This is a genomic window from Streptomyces sp. NPDC001493 (genome assembly GCF_053597235.1).
Genome location: NZ_JBSFHV010000001.1, coordinates 215224 through 233184, shown reverse-complemented (window position 1 = coordinate 233184; position 17961 = coordinate 215224). Strand labels below are relative to the sequence as shown.

Sequence of the window (17961 nt, the reverse complement as noted above, 5' to 3'; positions counted from 1 at the left end):
GCGTAAGTGAGAGGGCCCGAGCCGGATGTCCGGCTCGGGCCCTCGGCGCACGTGGGCTCACCTGTCGGCTGCGGCCCCGCGCGGCTTCCTCTTCGTCCCGCGCGCGTCCGGAACCGGTCCGCGGCCGGCCGCGTGGTCGGCGAACGCCTCGGCCGCCGAATCCGCGTCGCGGGACCGCAGCAGTCCGACGAGCCTGCCGTGCTCCTCCGCCATCGCGCTCCAGTCCCCCTCGAAGAGGGGGTCGGAGATGGCCCGCAGCGTGCGCAGGCTCGGTTCGATGACCTCCCACATCCGGGCCAGGAACGGGTTCCCCGCGATCCGGCTGACCAGCGTGTGGAACTCGATGTCGGCGTCGCGGAACAGGCTCACGTCGTTCGCCGCCACGGCGTCCCGCATCCGGTCGACCAGCGCGTCGAGTTCGCGGAGGTGGTCGTCGGTGAGGTGTTCGGTGGCGAGCCGGGCGGCGAGCCGTTCCAGCGGTTCGCGCACCTGCCGTGCGTACTCGGCGTCCCGCTCGGAGATCTCGACGACGAAGTGGCCGCGGCGCGGGACGTGCATGAGGAGGCCCTCTCGCGCCAGGCGCTTGACCGCCTCCCGCACCGGAGCCTGGCTCACCCCCAGGCGCCGGGCGATCTCCGACTCGACCACGCGCTCGTTCGGTCCGAGGTCGCCGTCGACGACGGCTTGGCGGAGCAGTTCGTAGACCTGATCCGAGATCAGGGTCTTGCGGAACCGGTCCTTGTTCGTGGCCAGCGTGGAGACGAATCCAGCCGACGTCGTCGATGCCATGAATTCCCAATCCTGCGACGGGTGACCAGTTGTGACATGGTACGCGCTCATCGCCTATCGATGGAATCTGGATGAGGTATGCACGGGGGTACAGGCCCCGGAAATCACCGGGCCGGGCCGTCCAGCCGCTTGGCCAGCCAGTCGAGTTTCACGACCTCGTGCGTGGGGCCTCCGCCCTCGTGGTCGTTGAACGGATAGGCGCGTATGTGCTTGTCCGCCTGGTCGACTCCGCCTTCGGCGCCGTAGTGGTTGAACGCCGCGTACCCCGTCGAGGGCGGGCAGATGTGGTCCATGAGCCCGACCGAGAACAGGGTCGGCGCGTTCGCCCGGCGGGCCAGGCTGACGCCGTCGAAGTACGCCAGCGTGCGGGCGACCGTGCCCGCGTGCTCCCTGTGCAGCTTCACGAACTGGGTGACCTCGGCGAACGGCGGCTTGTCGGTGATCGTGGTGGCGCGCGGGAAGTGGCAGAGGAACGGCACGTCCGGCATGACGGCCACGAGGTCCGGGACCAGGCCCGCCGCGGCCAGTGCGATACCACCGCCCTGGCTGGTTCCGGTGACCACGACGCGCGTGGGGTCGACCGAGGGGTGGGTGCGTACGGCGGCCACCGCGCGCACGGCGTCGGTGTACACCCGCCGGTAGAAGTAGCGTCGCGGGTCGAGCACGCCGCGGGTGAGGAATCCGGGGGCGGCGATGTCGCCGGAGGCCGGATCGGGGTCGGGTGTCTCGGCGCCCTGCCCCCGGGTGTCCATGATGAAGTGCGCGTAGCCCGCACAGGCCCACAGCCGCTTCTCGTGCGGGGCCCCGCGCCCGCTGCCGTATCCGAGGTACTCCACGACGGCGGGCAGCGGTCCCGAGCGGGTCGCGGGCAGCTGCAGCCAGCCGCGTACGGGGTGCCCGCCGTATCCGGCGAAGGTCACGTCGTACGTGTCGATGGTGGCGAGCCCGTTGTGGACCGGCTCGAATGTCACGGTGGGAGCGGAGTCCCGCTGCCCGTCCAGGGTCTCGCGCCAGAACGCGTCGAAGTCCTCGGGCTCGTCCAGAACCGGCCGGTACCGCTCCAGTTCGTCCAGGGGCAGGTCGAACAAGGCCATGTCGCATCTCCGCTGAGGTCGGGGCCGGTGGGCCCGTGGGATTCTCAAATTCCGTCGGTCGTCGAAGAAATCGGTTCGGGGGAGTCCGACGGGGGTCGGACCCGGTCCAGGCCGTACACCCGGACGGCGTTGGTGTGCAGGATCTTCCGGCGCTCGTCCTCCGGGAGGCGGCCGATCCCGAGGCAGGCGAGTTCCAGGGAGTCCGCGCGGCTGCCGCGCGGCAGACAGATCGGCCAGTCGGAGCCGATGAGGCACCGGTCGGGCCCGACCACGTCCACCACACGCCCGACCAGCCCCGCGATCCGTTCGGGCGGTACGCCGTGCTGCTGGGTGAGCAGGCCGGAGACTTTGACGACCACGTTCGGCGCGGAGGCCGCCCGCTCCAGGTCCCGGTACCAGTCCCCGGGGTCCAGGCGGAGGTTCGGCGGGTTGCCGAGATGGTCGACGACCACGGTGAGTTCCGGGTGCCGGACGGCGACCTCGGCCGCGGCCCTGAGCGCCCCCGAGCCCAGATTGAGCTCCAGCACCAGCCCGGCGGAGGCGAGTTCCGGCACCAGGGCCCGGGCGGACTCCGGGCAGTCCGCCCAGCCCGCCCCGCCCATGCGCATGCCGTTCGGGCGGGTGTCGCCCAGGTCGGCCAGCAGCTCACGGAAGCGCCGGGGGCCGCCCTCACCGTGGACGTGCAGATTTCCCACGTACCCCGCGACGAGGTCGGGGCGGCCGGTCCGCCGTGCGCGCAGGTCGAGCGTCTCGCCGGCGTCGCCGCGGGACCCCTCGACCAGGATCGCGCCGGACACCGCGGTGCCCGCCGCCGACGCTTCCAGGTCCTCGACGCGGAACGCCCGGTGATGCGGGCTTCCCGGGCGGATCCACGGGAATCCGCGCGCGGGGTCCCACAGGTGCACATGGCAGTCGATCACGGCCGGGATCCTCCTGAGGTGCCGTTCCCGAGTATTGACAGGCCGACTCGTGCCGGTGAGTCTAACCATCGGCTATCGATGGTCGATTGTGAAGGGCGGATGTTCTTGATGTCCAGGGACCGACGGACCAGTGGCTCGAACTCGGACGGAGAGGTGGGGCGATGACAGCCGTCACCGTGCCCGGTCCCGGTCTCCGGGCGACCCGCACCCTTGCCGAAGTGCCCCTCTGGGCTTCTCTCCAGCGGGAGTTGTTCGCACGTCAGGACAGAGCGTGGCGGCTCTTCTCCGACCGCTACACCGAGGGCGACGGCCGCCTCGTCTTCCGGGACACGCTCGGCGTGGGCCCGGACGGCCGCGACGGCGTGGACGACTTCTACGAGCCGTTCTTCAACTGGCCCACGCTGTACGTACTCGGCGGCAGCCCCGATCTCCTGGCGGCGGCACGGCGGCACTGGAGCGGCGTGTCCGCGCAGCTCACCGAAATGGGCATGCTCCAAGGCGGGTTGGAGCGCGGCTACGACTGGTTCCACCAGGGCGAAGGCCTGTTGCTCTTCTACGGCCTGTGCCTGGCCGACCCCGGCGACCGCCGGCTGCGGCAACTGGCGAACGTCTTCGCCGACTTCTATCTGCCCGGCGGACCGAACTACGACCCTCGGCACCGGGTCGTACGCGCACCGCACAACGGATCGGCGGGTCCACGCGAGGGGTTCAGCGACGAGGAGCCGTACTTCCCGTGGAGCCTCGCCCTGCGCCCGTACGGGCTGCCGCTCGACGCGATGGACGACGTCACGTCCTTCGACCGGCTCGCGGCCGACCCCGAGCGCGCCCGCTCCTACGGCCGTGCGATGTGGGACCGGATGGGCCGCGGTGACACGATCGTCAACCTGGCCGCGACGGGGCTGGCCACGAACGCCTTCCTCCTCGGCGGCGAGCAGCGCTACGCGGACTGGGTGGCCGAGTATGTCGGCGCCTGGCGGGAGCGGCTCGACGGACACGACGTCGTGCCGGACAACGCGGGCCTCAGCGGCAAGGTGGGCGAGTACCTGGGCGGCCGGTGGTACGGCGCGCACTACGGCTGGTCCTGGCCGCACGGCCTCTCCCCGGTGGGCAGCGCCACCCTCGTCGGAGCCTCGAACGCGGCCCTGCTGACCGGCGACCCGGCCTACCTCGACCTGGCCCGCAACCCGCTCGACGCCGTCCTGCGGCAGGGCGAGCAGCGCGGCGCCGACGGCCGGGGCACTCTGGGCGAACGCTGGGATCCGCATCTGGACGCGATGGACGCCGACCGCACGCTGATGGTCCCGCAGCGGCACAACGACGAGGGCTGGTTCGACTTCACGGTGATGCCCGGCCAACTGCCTCTCGCCCTATGGCACTTCAGCCGGGAGGACGCGGATCAGGAACGTATCGAGCGGCTGCGCGCCGGCGCCAACTGGGACTGGACGGCGGTGCACACCCAGCGCATCAAGGACGAGGCAGGCCACGAGGAACCGTGGTACGAGTTCCTGCAGGGCCGGAATCCGGGCTTCCCCGAGCGCATGCTGCGCAGCGCCCTCGACTCCTGCGCCGCACGCGTCGAGGCCATCGAGAACGACCCGGTGGACCCGGCGGTGGGCCCCGGCGTCCTCGACATCCACCACTGGCAGAACCTCAACCCCGTGGTCACCGAGGCGCTGCTGCAGCTGACCACCGGCTCCCCCCAGGTGCTCTACAACGGGGGCCTCACCCACATGCACCTGCGTTACTGGGACGCGGCCGGACAGCGCCCCGGCCTTCCCGAGGAGGTGGCGGCCCTCGTCTCCGACATCCGCCCCGAGCGCACCGTCGTGGACCTGGTCAACCTCGGTGGTACCGCGCGCTCGCTGGTGGTGCAGGCGGGCTCCTTCGCCGAACACACCGTGCACACCGCGCAGGTCGACGACGGTCCCGTCGAGGAGGTGGGCGGCCCCCACTGCCGCGTGGAACTGCCCGGAGGCACCCAGGTGAGGCTGACGCTGACGATGACCCTGCGCGGCGCCCGGCCCACCTGCGGCACTCCGTTCCGTCAGGAGGCGCGATGACCGTCCGGCTGCCCTTCGACCTGCCCCGCCTGGGCATCGGAACCGCTCCGCTGGGAGGCCTGTTCGAGGAGGTGTCCGAGGCGGACGCGGCGGCCGTGCTGGAGGCCGCAGCCCGCGAAGGAATCACCTACTTCGACACGGCACCGCGCTACGGGCATGGCCAGGCGGAGGACCGGCTCGGCCGCCTGCTGGCTCCGGCGGGCGTCACGGCGCCGCTGATCTCCACGAAGACGGGCTGGCTGCTGCGGCCGAACCCCGACGGTTCGCCGGGCGAGGTCGTCACGGACTGGACGGAGGCCGGTATCCGCGCCTCCCTGGAGTCGAGCCTGGACCGCCTGGGCCGTTCGTCGGTCGACGTGCTCTATCTGCACGACCCCGACGCCTTCCCGGACGAGGTCCGGCGCACGGCCTACCCGGCGCTGCGCCGTCTGCGGGACGAAGGACTGGTACGGGCGATCGGGTTCGGCATGAACAACAGTGCGCCGCTCGCCGCGTACGTGACGGAGTTCGAGGTGGACGTCGTCCTCGTCGCGGGCCGGTTCTCGCTCCTGGATCACGACGCGCTGGGAACACTGTTGCCGCTGTGTCTGAGGACCGGCACCTCGGTGGTGGTCGGCGGGGTTTTCAACACCGGTCTCCTCGCCGACCCCTCCCCCGGCGCGATGTTCAACTACCGTCCCGTTCCGGAGCCGGACCTGGCCCGTGCGCGGCGGTGCCGCGACCTGTGCGCGGAGTACGGGGTGCCGCTGGCCGCGGCCGCGGTCCAGTTCCCCTTCCTGCATCCGGCCGTCGCGTCGGTCGTCGTCGGCTGCCGGTCGGCCGCCGAGGTCACGGCGAACGCGGCGGCGTCGCGGTTCCGGGTCCCGGACGCGCTGTGGCGGCGGTTGGGTGAAGCAGGTTTCGTTCCGCCGGAGTTGGTGCCCGACGGGGAGTGAACCGTATCGGCGCGGCACCGCGGCGGAGGATTGCCAGGCCGACGCCCTTCCGGAAGGTTTCCGACCGCTTTCCTGATGGCTCCCCTAACCCTTCCTTAAGAGAGTCGTAAGCATGTTCCAGAGAACGGCTCCGGCCCCGGAATCGGCTTTCCGGGCGGCTAGTTTGCTGCTCACGGCGCCGGGCCCGCCCCGCTGGTACATCCCCGCGAACAGGGCCGGCCGCGTACCGACCGGGCCTCGTGCCCTCCCCCCTGTTCGAGGAGAACTGCCACCATGGGTTTCATCCCGACCGCCGCCCGCGCACTCACCCCCACGTTCGCCCGCCGGGTCGCGCCCGTTCTCGCTCTCGGCGTCGCCCCCGTCACCCTGACGGTGCTCCTGGCCGGCCCCGCCGCCGCGCACGGCACACTCACGGACCCGGTCAGCCGGGTCTCCGCGTGCTACGCGGAGGGGCCGGAGAACCCGAAGTCCGCCGCCTGCAAGGCCGCCGTCGCGGCCGGTGGGACGCAGGCGCTGTACGACTGGAACGGCGTGAACCTGGCCGCGGTGGGGGGCAGGCACCGGGAGGTGATTCCCGACGGGAAGCTGTGCAGCGCCGGCAACGAGAAGTTCAAGGGGCTCGATCTGCCGCGCGCCGACTGGCCTTCCTCGCCGATGAGTTCCGGCAAGCACACCTTCGCGTTCCGGGCCACCGCGCCGCACAAGGGCACCTTCTCGCTCTACCTCACCAAGCCAGGTTACGACCCGACCAAGCCGTTGACCTGGGCGGACCTTCAGGACAAGCCGTTCGCCACCGCGACCGACCCGCAGTTGACGGACGGTTCGTACCTCTTCGACGGGACCGTGCCGCAGGCGTCCGGGCGGCAGTTGATCTACACCATCTGGCAGCGCTCGGACTCCACCGAAGCGTTCTACGCCTGCTCGGACGTGGTGTTCGGCGGGGAGAGTTCCAGCGGTGGCGCCGCCGCCCCGGCCGCCTCCGCCCCGTCGGAGGCGGAGATCGAGGCCGGCGCCGAGCACTCGTCCGTGGAGCACCAGGGCCACGGGGACGACGACGCGGCCACCAACGCGGAGGCGACCGGGGCGCAGCCGGCCGCAGGCACGGGAACCGGTACCGACACCGGTGCCGTTGCGCACCATGGTGGGAGCACGCCCGCGGCGACCGCCGCCGCGGCGAGCCCGGCCACCGACGCCACGGCCTCCGAGGCCGCCGCAGCCCCCTCCGGTTCCGGTCCGGCCGGGGGGTCGGTCGCCGGCGAGGCACTCGCCTCGACCGGTGGGGACAGCCGTACCCCGTACCTGGCGATCGGCGGGGCGGCGGCCGTGGCCGTCGGCACCAGCGCGTTGTTCGCCTCTCTGCGCCGCCGCTCGAACCGTGCCTCGTTCGGGCGCTGAACCTCGGGCGCTGAATTTCGGTCGCTGAACTTCGGGCGATGAACGAGGCGTTGAAAAAGGCGTTGAAAAAGGCGCTGAACGAGGCGCTGAACCGGGCACTGATCCGGCTCCTTGAGGGGCCGTGCGGTCGCCGGTGACGGACGGGCCCCGGCCGGGTGTCCAGCACCACCTGGCCGGGGCCGCTGGGCTCTGCGCTCCTGTGACGGGGCGCAGAGCCCGGACTTTTCCCGGCGGTTCACTCCGCCGAGGGCCGCGGGCGCGGGTCAGTAGGTTCCGACGTCCACCGACGGCGGTCCGTCGTGCCAGGTGCAGATCACCGATACGTGTTCGGCGCCGGAGGTGAATTCCACCCGGATCCAGTCGGCCGTTTTCCAGACCTGCATCGACCAGCCCGTCCGGGGAGCCGCGGACACGAGCGTCGCGGAGGTCGTACCGAGGTCGAAGACCGCCCGGCCACCGGCCGTTTCGTATCCCTTGATCCGCCCGTCGGCGGAACCGGCCGACGGGGTGGGCGCGGTGACGGGAGGTGTCACGTCGGCCGGCTCGGGCGTGGTGGTCCGCCGTGGCGTCGCGGAGACCCGCGGGGAGGCCGGGGCGGAGGCGGGCGCGGAGACCGGCGGGAGGGTCCGGGGCGGCGGGGGCACGGTCGTGGCCGCCGGACTCGGGCTCGGACTCGCCGACAGGAACGGCAGGGCTCGCGGGGGTGCGAGGGCCGGCTCCGTCATGACCGAGTGCACCCCCCACCATGACAGCGTGACCGCGCCCCCGGTGCCGACGATCCAGACCAGAGCGTGCAGAAGTGCCTTGTGCATGGCGGGTCATGATGCCCCACCAGGACGCCTGGCGTACCACGGACAGGCGTTGCATCCGTATTGTCCGGCAATATCTCCTGCCGAGCGGCGGCGATGACGGTTCGTCGACTACGGTGCCGCCCATGGCACGTGTGCTCGTCGTCGAGGACGACCCCTTCGTCCGTTCGGCCCTCATCCGGCATCTGACCGACGCCTCCCACACCGTACGCAGCGTGGGGACGGCCCTTGAGGCGCTGCGCGAAGCCGCACACCAGCCCTTCGATCTGGTCATCCTCGATCTGGGACTGCCGGACCTGGACGGCGGGGAGGCGCTGAAGATGCTGCGGGGCATCACCGACGTACCGGTGATCATCGCGACCGCGCTGGACGACGAGGCCGAGGTCGTACGCCTGCTGCACGCGGGGGCCAACGACTACCTGACGAAACCGTTCTCCTTCGAGCACCTCTCGGCCCGGATGACCGCCGTTCTGCGGCGCGCCAGGCCGGCCGGCGGGGACGGCCCGGAGCCGGGCCCCCTCCGGGTCGGCGGCCTGAGCGTCGATCCCCCGCGCCGGGTGGCGCAGCTCGACGGCGTACCGCTGGACCTGGCCCGCCGGGAGTTCGACCTGCTGGCCTACCTCGCCCGGATGCCGGGGGTCGTGGTGTCGCGCAGGCAGCTCCTCGCCGAGGTGTGGCAGCAGGGGTACGGCGACGACCAGACCGTCGACGTGCACCTGTCGTGGCTGCGCAGGAAGCTGGGCGAGACCGCCGCACGGCCCCGCTATCTCCACACGCTGCGCGGGGTCGGCGTGAAACTGGAGGCGCCCGGCGCGCAGCAGCCGGGGTGAGGTGGGCACTGGCGAAGGTGGCACTCGCCGTCACGACCATGGTGGCGGTGGCGTTCGCGGTGCCGCTCGGCCTCGTCGTACGGGAGATGGCACGCGACCGTGCCTTCTCTGCCGCGGAACGCGAGGCGGCGGCCGTGGCCCCCGCGCTCTCCATCACCACCGAACCCGACCAGCTCCGCCGGGTCGTCGCCGCCGCCGCTCCGCGCTCCGCGGTCGCGGTGCACCTGCCGCACCGTGCGGGGAGCGTGCCCGCGGTCATCGGCGACGGACAGGCGGTGGACGCCGCCGTCGAGGCGACCCGCAGGATCGGCCGGGCGTCCACGACGACGGTCCCCGGTGGATTCGCCCTGCTCCAGCCGGTGGCGGTCAGCACCGGAGAGATCGCCGTCATCGAGGTGTACGTCTCCGCTTCCGACGTCGGCAGAGGGGTCACCAGGGCATGGGTGGTGCTCGCCGCGGTCGGCGTGGGGCTCGTCGCCGGCTCCGTGGTGGCCGCCGACCGGCTGGGGGTGCGTACGGTGCGTCCCGCGCGCAGGCTCGCCGAGGGCGCCCGGGGACTGGGCGCGGGTGACTTGGACATCCGTATTCCGGAGGAAGGGCCGGGCGAACTGCGCCTGGCGGCCGCCGCGTTCAACTCGATGGCCGGGCAGCTGACACAGTTGCTGGCCGGGGAGCGGGAGCGCGCCGCCGACCTGTCCCACCGGCTCCGTACGCCCCTGACCGTGCTGCGGCTGAACGCCGCTTCGCTGGGCGAGGGCCCGGCCGCCGAGCAGACCCGGGCGGCGGTGGCGCAGCTGGAACGGGAGGTGGACACCATCATCCGTACCGCCCGGCAGGCCGCCGCCGCGCCGCGTCGGCCGGCCGGGCAGGCAGCGGGGTGCGACGCGGCCGACGTGGTCAGCGAGCGGATGGCGTTCTGGTCGGCCCTGGCGGAGGACCAGGGCCGTACCGCGAGCGTCGCCGGAATCGGCCTGCCGGTGCCCGTCCCGGTGTCCCGCGCCGACCTGGCCGCCGCCCTCGACGCGCTGCTCGGCAACGTCTTCCGGCACACGCCGGAGGGCACCCCGTTCGCCGTCGACGTGCACAGCGGGGACGACGCGGTGCTCGTCCTGGTCTCCGACGCCGGCCCCGGCATCCTCGACCCGGCGGCGGCGCTGGAACGCGGCAAGGGGTCGGGCAGTGCGGGCTCGACCGGCCTGGGCCTGGACATCGCGCGGCGCCTCGCCGAGTCGACGGGCGGCGACATCCGGGTCGGGACGAGTGTGCTGGGCGGGGCCGAGATGCGGTTGCGCATACAGCGGAGCGGCACGGGGACCGGGCACGGGGGCCGGAGCAGCGGAAGGGGCAGGCGGCGCTCGTCGGCCGGGCGGGGTGCGGGTTCCCGCTGGGGCGTCGTCTCCCGCCGGGTGTCCGGCAGGACCGTCCCGAAATCCCGGTGACGGCACGCGAGGACGCCCCACACCGGCCCGCACCCGCACCCTCCAGCCGCGCCCGCACGCACGGTCGACGGCCGCTCGGATCAGGTGTTCTGGCCGCGTGCTCGGGTCAGCTGCTTCAGTTCGACGATGGTCGCGACGGCGCGCAGCCAGGTCGCCGCGGTGTCGTCGGCGGTGATCCCGCCCGCGAGTTCGGCGCCGGTGCGCAGCCACTCGTGTACGAGGACGGCCGCCTCCCGGCCGGGCACGGGCTCGGGCAGCTCCGCGGCGCGGGCGAGTCCCCCGGCGCGCACGGTGTCGGCGAGGAAGGCGACCGAGCGCGGCTCGGTGCCGAGGCGGTCCAGGACGACGGCCGCGGCCGCGGCGCCGTCGCCGATCAGGGCGGTGCGCCGGGGACCGGGCCCGGCGGTGAGGCCGTAGCGGAGCAGGACGGTGATGTCGAGCCGGGCCAGCTCGTCGTCGTCAAGGTTCGGCGGGTGCGGTGCGTCGTTCATGGCGGGGCCTCGGCTATCTCGTCCCAGCTGGCTGGTCCGCTGCGGTTCAGTTGACGGTGACGGTGTAGGTGATGCGTTCGGGAGCCGGGGAGGGGGACGAGGAAGGAGAGGCCGTCCCCGCGGTCGGGGTGGCGGAGGGGCCGGCCGACTCCGGCGGCTGCGTGGAGGTGTTGCCCCGGCACGTGGTGAACGTGCAGTGCAGCAGCGTGAACCGGGTGGTCCCCCTGGCCTTGGCCTCGAAGGTGAAGGTGAGCTTGCCGCCCGCGCCGGCCGTGGCCCCGTCGCCGGAGTCCGACGTGTACTCCTTGCCGCGGTCGGCCAGCACCGCGCTGTCGGGCCCGGGGTCGACCAGGTACCAGTACTCGCGGGTGGAGGCGTTCTGGTCGACGGTGAGCGAGAAGCGCTCCCCCGGCTCGGCCGTGATGCTGGTGTCCTTCACCGAGTGGCTCGTGACGCCCGAGGAGCCGCCGCCCGTTTGGTCGCCGCCCGAGTCGCATCCCGAGGCGGCGAGGGCGAGGAGCGCGACGGCCGCGACCGCGGCACCGCCCCGGTCACCGCGGAAGATAGACGCTGTACGCATTGGGGAGATCACTGTTGGAAGCCTTGCCCATGTGGCCGTTGATGAAGTCGTCCTCGCTGACCCAAGTGGTCTCGCCCCAAGGGTTGTACACCTGAAGCATGTCACCTTCCTGGGCGATGATGGTCATCGCGTGGGCGCCCTCCTTGCCCGAAACGTCGACCGGCACCGGCCGGCCCTGCGCAACCGACTTCTCGACTTCGGTGAGGGCCGCTCTGCGGTCGGTGGCGTTGTCCAGGTCCTCGCGCTGGTAGTCGGTGCCGGTGGCCCGGCCGACGGTGGAGTCGTTGATCCGCTCCTGCCCCTCGGGCCCCATGCCGCCCCATTTCTCGCCGCCGTCGCCCTCGGTGTGCAGCCGGTGCTGTTCCTCCACCAGCCGTTGCCGGAAGGCGTCGGGGTCGTCCTGCTGCCCGTCGGGGCCGCCGGTGAGTTCGAGCGCGTACAGGGGGTCGACCATGGCGCGGGAGGTGACGGTGGACGAGGCCACGCAGGTGCCCTCGGAGCCGTCGCCGCCCTGGATCCACAGCTGGCCGTCGAACGCGACGGAGTCCTTGTTGTTGTTCGAACCGTCAGGTGCCAGGCCCTCGTCGTCCATGCTGTCCCCGGCGGTGACCACCGGAGTGAGGTGGCGGCGCATCCAGTCGGGGTCCTTGCCGTGGATCTTGTCCTGGAACCTCTCGATCTCGTCGACGCTGTGGCCCGCGGCCAGGGCCTTCATCAGATAGGCCCGTTCCTGCGGGCTGTCCGAGTTCGCCAGCATCCGTTCCATGGCGGTCTCGTCGTCGAGGCTCAGCTGGTCCATCCGGGTCGACGCGCGCTCCAGGTCGCCGGCCGTGAGGATCTCGTTCAGCTCGGTGTCGGCGCCGGCGACACCGGTGTCGGCGAGCATCAGCTTGTCGACGGCGGTGAGTTCGCTGGTCCCCATCTTCCCGGCCCGTGCCTCGGCGGCCCACTTGTTCAGGTCCCGGGCCGCGACGCGGGTGGCCTCCTGCGCCTCGGAGACGGCGGCGTGCATCAGGTCGACCGCGTAGGAGCCGAAGTGGGCGGCGTTCTTGCGGTCCCACTCCTCGTCGTCGTTCTCGTGCAGGTTGTCGAAGAACCCGTCCTTGCCGCCGAGTATCCGCTTCTGTTCCAGCAGCTGCCCGCGGCCCTGCTCGTCCTTGCGCTGCGCGGCGCCGATCGCGTCGGCCAGCGTCAGCAGGATCGTCGCGCAGCCGTGGAACGCCTCGCTCATCTGGGTCACGGCCCGCCCGGCGGCGTTCACCGCGTCGGAGGCGAGGACGCTCGTGTCGCCGACCCAGACCTCCGGTATGCCTTTGCGGCCCACCCGGTCGACCCGGTCGAAAACACTGCTGAGGGGCCCCACTTGGCCGCGGTAGAGGTTCGCCAGTCCCTCCAGCGTGCCCGGGTCTCCGCCCGGCTCGGGCACCGAGAGGGCCTGGCCGATCAGGTCGAGGACCTCGTTCTTGCTCCCGGCGGCGAGCAGCTTCTTGGACAGGCCGGCCAGCGTCGCGAGGCGGACCGAAGGGGAGTCGAAAGGAGAGGGGAAGAGAGACACCGGCCCGACCTCAGTAGCTCGACAGGGACGAGGCGTGGCCGCCCTGCGCAGAGGGGCCGGTCGTGCCGGTCGCGCCGTCGGCGGGGACGCTGTCCATGCGCGTCTTCACCAGGCCTTCGGCACCGTTGTAGGACTTCTTGGCCAGCTGCACCTTGCCACCGAGCTCGTGCAACGCCGACGCCAGGTTCTTGGACTCCGCCTCCCACGCCTTGGCGAACGCGTTGAGCGCCGACGCGGCGTCATTGCCGCCCGCGTCGTCGTACGCGTACGTCGTGCGGGCCTTGACGGCCGAGCTGACGCCGTCCATGTCCGTACCGGCCAGGTCGAGTTGCTGCGCCTGGCCGGTCATCCCCGCTGTGACCTGGTAGCCGTCGAACCCCACCGCGTCTCCCCCGTACATGTTCGATTGTGACCCGCAGGCAGGCTAACACCCGCCGTGCGGGGGAAGGCCGCCTCCATCCCCCGCACACAGCTCCTCGACATCACCCACTCCGCGGCATACGTGGGTGGAAGGGGCGGGACAGCCCTCAGCACGCCTTCCGCCACACCCCCAGTTCGAGCTTCTTCTCCATCGAGGACAGGCCCAGTCGGCGCGAGTCGGCGCAGAATTCCGCCGCGGGCACCTCGTACTCGACGTGGAACACCGCCTTGCCCGCCCGGACGAACGGCGTCAGCTCGGCGCACTCGTCGAACTCGGCGCACTCCTCGTTGACCGCGAAGTCGAAGTCCTTGAGCAGCGCCGGGATCTGCGGCAGATCGTTCTTCAGGCCCACGGCCATGCCGCGTTCGTGCGCCAGCTTCGCGATCATCCTGTTGTACGCGAGCTGGTCGCCGGCGGTGAGGTCGAAGCCGCTGTCGTTGTTGTACGCCTCGACGAGGTCCGGTTCCACCGCGTCGAACCCCTTGGCACGGCACATGTCGAACCGCTTGGCCATGATCGGCCGCAGCACCGCGATCTGCCGGACGTCCAGCCAGCGTTCGCCGTCCCAGTCGTCGCCGGAGCCCAGCACCGACGCGGGGAAGGCGGCCTTGTCCGGCCGGAAGTCCTCCCAGGCGCCGACGTTGATGTAGCAGATCACCTTGCGGCCGGCCCGGTGCAGGCGGTCCACGTCGGCGGCGGAGTTCTCGAAGCCGTCGATGTCGTAGACGGCCACGTCCACCGACTGGTCCGCCCGGCCGTCGAGCTGCCACTGCCAGTCCAGTCCCGGCTTCGGACGCCACCAGCCGGCGGGCCGGGCGGAGCCGGTGGAGCCGCCCTTCCCGGACGCCGAAGGGGTGGGCCGTCCGGGCTTCGGGGAGGCCGAGGGCGGCGCGGGCGACGGCCGGTGGGTCGCGGTCGTCGTGGGTGTCCGGGAGGCGTGCGGGGCCTGCTCGGACGCGTCCGTACCGGATGAGCCGGGCCGGTCGCCCTCTCCCCCGGCCCGGTCCTCGTCCGTCGATCCGCCGCACGCCGTGAGCGCCGCCGCCGTCAGCAGCGCCACGAGGGCCGCCCGCCAGGTCGCCGTGGTGGTGTGTCTCATCGTTCCTTCCCGGTCAGTGCGGGCGACAAAGCTGCCCAGGGGTTGGGCAGTTCGCCCGTTACGGGCCCGCACACCGTGGCCCCCCGCTCGGTGGCGGTGCGTACCGCGAGGGGCACCAGGGCCTCCGGTACCCCGTAGACCAGATGACAGAGCCGGTCCGTGGTTTCCTTGCCCGCCCTGGGCGGCCGGGTGAAGGCCGAGACGTACGTCGACCATGGCCCCTCGAAGGTGACGGTGAGGTCGGCGAGCCGGGTGTAGCCGGGGGCCGGCTGGACCCCCGGGTTCAGCACCACCGTCCGCGCCCCGGCCCGTCTGACCCGGCGCACCAGCCGGCGGCACGCCGACAGGTCCTCCGAGGTGGAGGTCACCTGGTCCAGGAAGCAGCCGTCGACCCCGTACCACTCGCGGTGGAGGTCGAAGTCGGCGAGGATCAGGTCCGGTTCGCGGGTGCCGTAGTCGGTGTCGACATAGCCGAGGAGCAGTGCGCCCGCCGCGCGCAGCGCCTCGGCGGCGGCGGCGAACGCGGGGTCCGGCGCGGTCCCGGGGCCGCTCGCCGGGTTGAGCACCACGCCGTAGGTGCGGTCGGCGGCCGTGATCAGCCGGTGCCAGGCGCCGGGGTCCTCGGCGGGGTGCACGTACAGGGGGACGAGAAGGCTCACGGCGCGCTGTCGCCCTCGCCGTGCGGCGCGGTGGCCGCCCACAGGTCGGCCAGCGAATCGCCGAGTGAGTGTGCGGGCCGCCAGTCCAGTGCCGAGGCGGCCAGGGAGATGTCGGAGCACTGCCAGGACACCGCCGCGGAGCGCGTGGATCCGTCGGAGCTCTCCTCCGTACGCCCCTGGAATCCGGCCAGTTCGGCCAGTCGGCACACCAAGGACCGTACCGGCACGGCCCGTCCGCCGCCGATGTTCAGCACCGGCGGCAGCGGCCCCTCGGCGATCACCGCGAGGCCGACGGCCCGTGCCACGTCCCGGGCGTCCACGAAGTCGCGGTACGCCGACAGGTCGCCCAGCGGCAGCACCGCGCCCCGGTCGCCCTCGGCCGCCCGCAGCAGGGCGGCGATCCGGCCGGGGAGTCCGGCCAGCGGGGCGCGGGCGCCCACCGGGTTGCCCACCCGCAGGACCACCGCGTCGAGCCCCGAAGTGGCCACGGTGACGGTGGCGGCGAGCTTGGTGGCGCCGTACGGGGAGAGCGGGTGGGTGGGGGCGGATTCGGTGACGGAGACGTCCGGCGTGCCGGGTCCGTACTCCGCGGCCGATCCGAGGTGTACCAGCCGGGCGGTCGGGGCGGCGAGCTGCATCGCCGCGCACAGGGCGGCGGTGCCACGGGAGTTGACCTCCGCGAGGGTGACCGCGTCGCCGCCGGTGGCTCCGGCGCAGTTGATCACGGCGTCCGGTGCCGCCGCTTCCAGGGTCTTCGCCAACCGCTTGACGCTGTCGCCGGCCAGGTCGAGATCGAACTCCGCGGCCTCGGAGCGGCCCGCGCCGAACACCCGCACACCCGGGAGGGTGCGCAGGTGCTCGACGACGTGGCCGCCCAGGAAGCCGGTGAAGCCCAGGACGAGAATGCGCATGGCGGGGGTCAGGCTCCCTTGAGCAGCAGCGACTTGCGGGTGGTGAATTCGGCGTTGGCCCGGTCGTAGTCGTCCGGGCGGCCGATGTCCAGCCAGTATCCGTCGAACTCGTAGGCGTGCGGCGGATTTCCGGCCTTCAGCAGGTCGAGGACGAGTTCGTCGAAGCCGAGCGGCAGGCCGGCGGTGTAGGTGTCGAGGGTCGACCGGGACACGCCGTAGACACCCATCGAGACCCGGTAGTCCATGCTGGGCTTCTCGGTGAAGGCGACGACCCTGCTGTCGTCCGTGGTCAGGACACCGAAGTCGATGTGCACCTTGCGGGCGTAGGTGGCGATGGTCAGCGGGGCGCCGGCGGAGCGGTGGGTGGAGAGCACCTCCGCGTAGTCGAGGTCGGTGAGGACGTCGCCGTTCATCACCAGGAACGTCTCGGGCAGCCGGTCGCGCAGGTTGAGGAGCGGGCCGATGGTGCCCAGCGGGCTCTCCTCGGTCGCGTAGTCGATCCGCAGGCCCCACTGGGAGCCGTCGCCGACATAGGCGCGGATGATCTCGCCGAGGTGGCCGATGGCCAGGGTGCAGGAGGTGAAGCCGGCGTTGGCGAGCTGACGCAGCACGATCTCCAGGATCGTGTGCTGGTCGCCTATGGGTACCAGCGGTTTGGGCAGCGCGGTCGTGTAGGGCCGCAGCCGTACACCCTTGCCACCGGCCAGGATCACGACGTGCATGGTGTTCCCCCTCATTCTCTTTGTCGGACGTTCTTGTCGTCGGACGCGTGCTCTCCGTCGGACGCGTTCACGTCGTCGGAGGCGCGTTCACGCCTTCGGACCTGACGATGAGTCAGATGTTGTAGATGCCGGTCTTGTAGCGGGCCAGGTTGGCCGGTTCGCGGAAGAACTCGACGGTCTGCGCGATCCCTTCCTCCAGGGTGTGCGCGGGCCGCCAGCCGGTGGCCTCGCCGAGCCGGCTCGCGTCGGCGACCAGGCGCATCACCTCGGAGTTGGCCGGCCGGATACGGGCGGCGTCCTCGCGGACGTCGAGCGGGACGTCCATCACCTTGCCGATCAGGCCGACCAGGTCGCCGACCGAGATCTCCCCGCCGGTACCGGCGTTCAGGGTGCGGCCGACGACCTTCTCGGCGGGGGCGGTGCCCACTGCCAGGAACGCCTGGGCGGTGTCCTTGACGAAGGTGAAGTCGCGGGTGGGACGCAGGTCGCCCAGCGTGATGGTGGTCTCGCCGGCGGCGACCTGGCCGATCACGGTGGGGATGACCGCGCGCATCGACTGGCGCGGGCCGAAGGTGTTGAACGGGCGCAGCGTCACCACGGGGGTGTCGAAGCTCGCGTAGTAGCTGTCGGCGAGACGGTCGCCGCCCGCCTTCGACGCGGCGTACGGGGACTGGGTGTTGATGGGGTGGTCCTCGGTGATCGGCACGGTCTGCGCGGTGCCGTAGGTCTCGCTGGTGGAGGTGTGCACCAGGCGGGGCGTACCGAGGGCGCGGACCGCCTCCAGCACGTTGAGCGTGCCGGTGACGTTGGTGTCCACGTAACTGTGCGGCGCCCGGTAGGAGTACGGGATCGCGATGAGCGCCGCGAGGTGGAAGGCGAGGTCGGCGCCCTCCAGGAGGCCGCGGACCGAACCGGGGTCGCGGACGTCGCCGAGGACGATCTCGACCTGGTCGAGCACGTCGGCGGGGAGGGTCTCCAGCCAGCCGTACGAGGAGAAGGAGTTGTACTGCGCCATGGCTCTCACCCGGTACCCCCGGGCGACCAGCGCCTCGGTGAGGTGGGAGCCGATGAATCCTTCGGCGCCGGTGACGGCGGCGAGTGGTGCGGAGGTCAACTGAGTGTTCCTTCCGGTGTGTCGGGTCGAGGTGTCGGTGGTGGTGCGTCGTGGCGGTACGTCGTAGTGGTGCGCTCGCCGGTGGTGCGCCACGGTGGTGCGCTGCGCGGTGGCGGCACGGGTCGTACGGACGTGCCG

18 protein-coding genes are annotated in these 17961 nt (G+C 72.1%); 5 read left to right on the top strand and 13 right to left on the bottom strand.

The window, feature by feature from the left end; genetic code table 11:
* Positions 1 to 57: 57 nt before the first annotated feature.
* The 3 genes from ACWCWD_RS00935 to ACWCWD_RS00925 all read right to left on the bottom strand — a co-directional run bounded on the left by ACWCWD_RS00935 (position 58) and on the right by ACWCWD_RS00925 (position 2803).
* A complete protein-coding gene (locus ACWCWD_RS00935; RefSeq protein WP_450769174.1) occupies positions 58 to 789 on the bottom strand; it encodes a GntR family transcriptional regulator in 732 nt (243 codons plus the stop codon).
* 104 nt (positions 790 to 893) lie between these two features.
* The gene (locus tag ACWCWD_RS00930; RefSeq protein ID WP_450769172.1) at positions 894 to 1883 is read right to left on the bottom strand and encodes an acetylxylan esterase; all 990 of its coding nucleotides are present in this window, start codon (positions 1881 to 1883) and stop codon (positions 894 to 896) included.
* Between the two features lie 44 nt (positions 1884 to 1927).
* Positions 1928 to 2803 carry an amidohydrolase family protein gene (locus tag ACWCWD_RS00925; protein ID WP_450769170.1) on the bottom strand — a complete coding sequence of 292 codons (876 nt, stop codon included), beginning with the start codon at positions 2801 to 2803 and terminating at the stop codon, positions 1928 to 1930.
* A gap of 161 nt (positions 2804 to 2964) precedes the next feature.
* Here ACWCWD_RS00925 and ACWCWD_RS00920 point away from each other — a divergent pair, with 161 nt between their 5' ends.
* From ACWCWD_RS00920 to ACWCWD_RS00910, 3 genes are all read left to right on the top strand, one after another.
* Positions 2965 to 4863, top strand: coding sequence for a hypothetical protein (locus ACWCWD_RS00920; protein WP_450769168.1), 1899 nt, complete (start codon positions 2965 to 2967; stop codon positions 4861 to 4863).
* The gene (locus ACWCWD_RS00915) at positions 4860 to 5798 is read left to right on the top strand and encodes an aldo/keto reductase (RefSeq protein ID WP_450769166.1); all 939 of its coding nucleotides are present in this window, start codon (positions 4860 to 4862) and stop codon (positions 5796 to 5798) included. The genes ACWCWD_RS00920 and ACWCWD_RS00915 overlap by 4 nt, the downstream gene beginning before the upstream one ends.
* A 273-nt stretch (positions 5799 to 6071) precedes the next feature.
* Positions 6072 to 7193 (top strand): lytic polysaccharide monooxygenase auxiliary activity family 9 protein, encoded by a 1122-nt coding sequence (locus tag ACWCWD_RS00910; protein ID WP_450769164.1) that lies wholly within the window; start codon positions 6072 to 6074, stop codon positions 7191 to 7193.
* Between the two features lie 263 nt (positions 7194 to 7456).
* On the opposite strand, the gene ACWCWD_RS00905 is transcribed toward ACWCWD_RS00910, so the two are convergent.
* Positions 7457 to 8005 carry a hypothetical protein gene (locus tag ACWCWD_RS00905; RefSeq protein ID WP_450769162.1) on the bottom strand — a complete coding sequence of 183 codons (549 nt, stop codon included), beginning with the start codon at positions 8003 to 8005 and terminating at the stop codon, positions 7457 to 7459.
* Between the two features lie 122 nt (positions 8006 to 8127).
* Here ACWCWD_RS00905 and ACWCWD_RS00900 point away from each other — a divergent pair, with 122 nt between their 5' ends.
* Complete coding sequence (locus tag ACWCWD_RS00900; protein WP_450769160.1) at positions 8128 to 8832, top strand: response regulator transcription factor; 705 nt, start codon at positions 8128 to 8130, stop codon at positions 8830 to 8832.
* Positions 8829 to 10271: a sensor histidine kinase gene (locus ACWCWD_RS00895; protein WP_450769158.1), complete on the top strand. Its 1443-nt coding sequence runs from the start codon at positions 8829 to 8831 to the stop codon at positions 10269 to 10271. The genes ACWCWD_RS00900 and ACWCWD_RS00895 overlap by 4 nt, the downstream gene beginning before the upstream one ends.
* Before the next feature lie 80 nt (positions 10272 to 10351).
* On the opposite strand, the gene ACWCWD_RS00890 is transcribed toward ACWCWD_RS00895, so the two are convergent.
* From ACWCWD_RS00890 to ACWCWD_RS00850, 9 genes are all read right to left on the bottom strand, one after another.
* Positions 10352 to 10762, bottom strand: a complete 411-nt coding sequence (locus ACWCWD_RS00890; protein WP_450769156.1) for a hypothetical protein — start codon at positions 10760 to 10762, stop codon at positions 10352 to 10354.
* A gap of 46 nt (positions 10763 to 10808) precedes the next feature.
* On the bottom strand, positions 10809 to 11342 hold the full coding sequence (locus ACWCWD_RS00885; protein WP_450769154.1) for a protease inhibitor I42 family protein: 534 nt from the start codon (positions 11340 to 11342) through the stop codon (positions 10809 to 10811).
* On the bottom strand, positions 11314 to 12897 hold the full coding sequence (locus ACWCWD_RS00880) for a peptidoglycan-binding protein (protein ID WP_450769152.1): 1584 nt from the start codon (positions 12895 to 12897) through the stop codon (positions 11314 to 11316). The genes ACWCWD_RS00885 and ACWCWD_RS00880 overlap by 29 nt, the downstream gene beginning before the upstream one ends.
* 10 nt (positions 12898 to 12907) lie before the next feature.
* Positions 12908 to 13297, bottom strand: coding sequence for a hypothetical protein (locus tag ACWCWD_RS00875; RefSeq protein ID WP_450769150.1), 390 nt, complete (start codon positions 13295 to 13297; stop codon positions 12908 to 12910).
* A gap of 127 nt (positions 13298 to 13424) precedes the next feature.
* Positions 13425 to 14417 (bottom strand): endo alpha-1,4 polygalactosaminidase, encoded by a 993-nt coding sequence (locus tag ACWCWD_RS00870; protein ID WP_450769148.1) that lies wholly within the window; start codon positions 14415 to 14417, stop codon positions 13425 to 13427.
* Entirely contained in the window at positions 14414 to 15076 is a 663-nt protein-coding gene (locus tag ACWCWD_RS00865; protein ID WP_450769146.1) for a spherulation-specific family 4 protein, read from the bottom strand. Before ACWCWD_RS00865 ends, ACWCWD_RS00870 begins: the two co-directional genes overlap by 4 nt.
* Entirely contained in the window at positions 15073 to 15987 is a 915-nt protein-coding gene (locus ACWCWD_RS00860; RefSeq protein WP_450769144.1) for an NAD-dependent epimerase/dehydratase family protein, read from the bottom strand. Before ACWCWD_RS00860 ends, ACWCWD_RS00865 begins: the two co-directional genes overlap by 4 nt.
* Before the next feature lie 8 nt (positions 15988 to 15995).
* Complete coding sequence (locus ACWCWD_RS00855; protein WP_450769142.1) at positions 15996 to 16709, bottom strand: nucleotidyltransferase family protein; 714 nt, start codon at positions 16707 to 16709, stop codon at positions 15996 to 15998.
* 112 nt (positions 16710 to 16821) lie between these two features.
* Positions 16822 to 17823 (bottom strand): GDP-mannose 4,6-dehydratase, encoded by a 1002-nt coding sequence (locus ACWCWD_RS00850; protein ID WP_450769140.1) that lies wholly within the window; start codon positions 17821 to 17823, stop codon positions 16822 to 16824.
* Positions 17824 to 17961 lie beyond the last annotated feature (138 nt).

Excerpts from the sequence above, each read along its gene's own strand:
- ACWCWD_RS00935 (WP_450769174.1), bottom strand. The coding sequence starts at position 789 with ATGGCATCGACGACGTCGGCTGGATTCGTCTCCACGCTGGCCACGAAC.
- ACWCWD_RS00930 (WP_450769172.1), bottom strand. The coding sequence starts at position 1,883 with ATGGCCTTGTTCGACCTGCCCCTGGACGAACTGGAGCGGTACCGGCCG.
- ACWCWD_RS00920 (WP_450769168.1), top strand. The coding sequence starts at position 2,965 with ATGACAGCCGTCACCGTGCCCGGTCCCGGTCTCCGGGCGACCCGCACC.
- ACWCWD_RS00915 (WP_450769166.1), top strand. The coding sequence starts at position 4,860 with ATGACCGTCCGGCTGCCCTTCGACCTGCCCCGCCTGGGCATCGGAACC.
- ACWCWD_RS00910 (WP_450769164.1), top strand. The coding sequence starts at position 6,072 with ATGGGTTTCATCCCGACCGCCGCCCGCGCACTCACCCCCACGTTCGCC.
- ACWCWD_RS00905 (WP_450769162.1), bottom strand. The coding sequence starts at position 8,005 with ATGCACAAGGCACTTCTGCACGCTCTGGTCTGGATCGTCGGCACCGGG.
- ACWCWD_RS00900 (WP_450769160.1), top strand. The coding sequence starts at position 8,128 with ATGGCACGTGTGCTCGTCGTCGAGGACGACCCCTTCGTCCGTTCGGCC.
- ACWCWD_RS00890 (WP_450769156.1), bottom strand. The coding sequence starts at position 10,762 with ATGAACGACGCACCGCACCCGCCGAACCTTGACGACGACGAGCTGGCC.
- ACWCWD_RS00885 (WP_450769154.1), bottom strand. The coding sequence starts at position 11,342 with ATGCGTACAGCGTCTATCTTCCGCGGTGACCGGGGCGGTGCCGCGGTC.
- ACWCWD_RS00875 (WP_450769150.1), bottom strand. The coding sequence starts at position 13,297 with ATGTACGGGGGAGACGCGGTGGGGTTCGACGGCTACCAGGTCACAGCG.
- ACWCWD_RS00870 (WP_450769148.1), bottom strand. The coding sequence starts at position 14,417 with ATGAGACACACCACCACGGCGACCTGGCGGGCGGCCCTCGTGGCGCTG.
- ACWCWD_RS00860 (WP_450769144.1), bottom strand. The coding sequence starts at position 15,987 with ATGCGCATTCTCGTCCTGGGCTTCACCGGCTTCCTGGGCGGCCACGTC.
- ACWCWD_RS00855 (WP_450769142.1), bottom strand. The coding sequence starts at position 16,709 with ATGCACGTCGTGATCCTGGCCGGTGGCAAGGGTGTACGGCTGCGGCCC.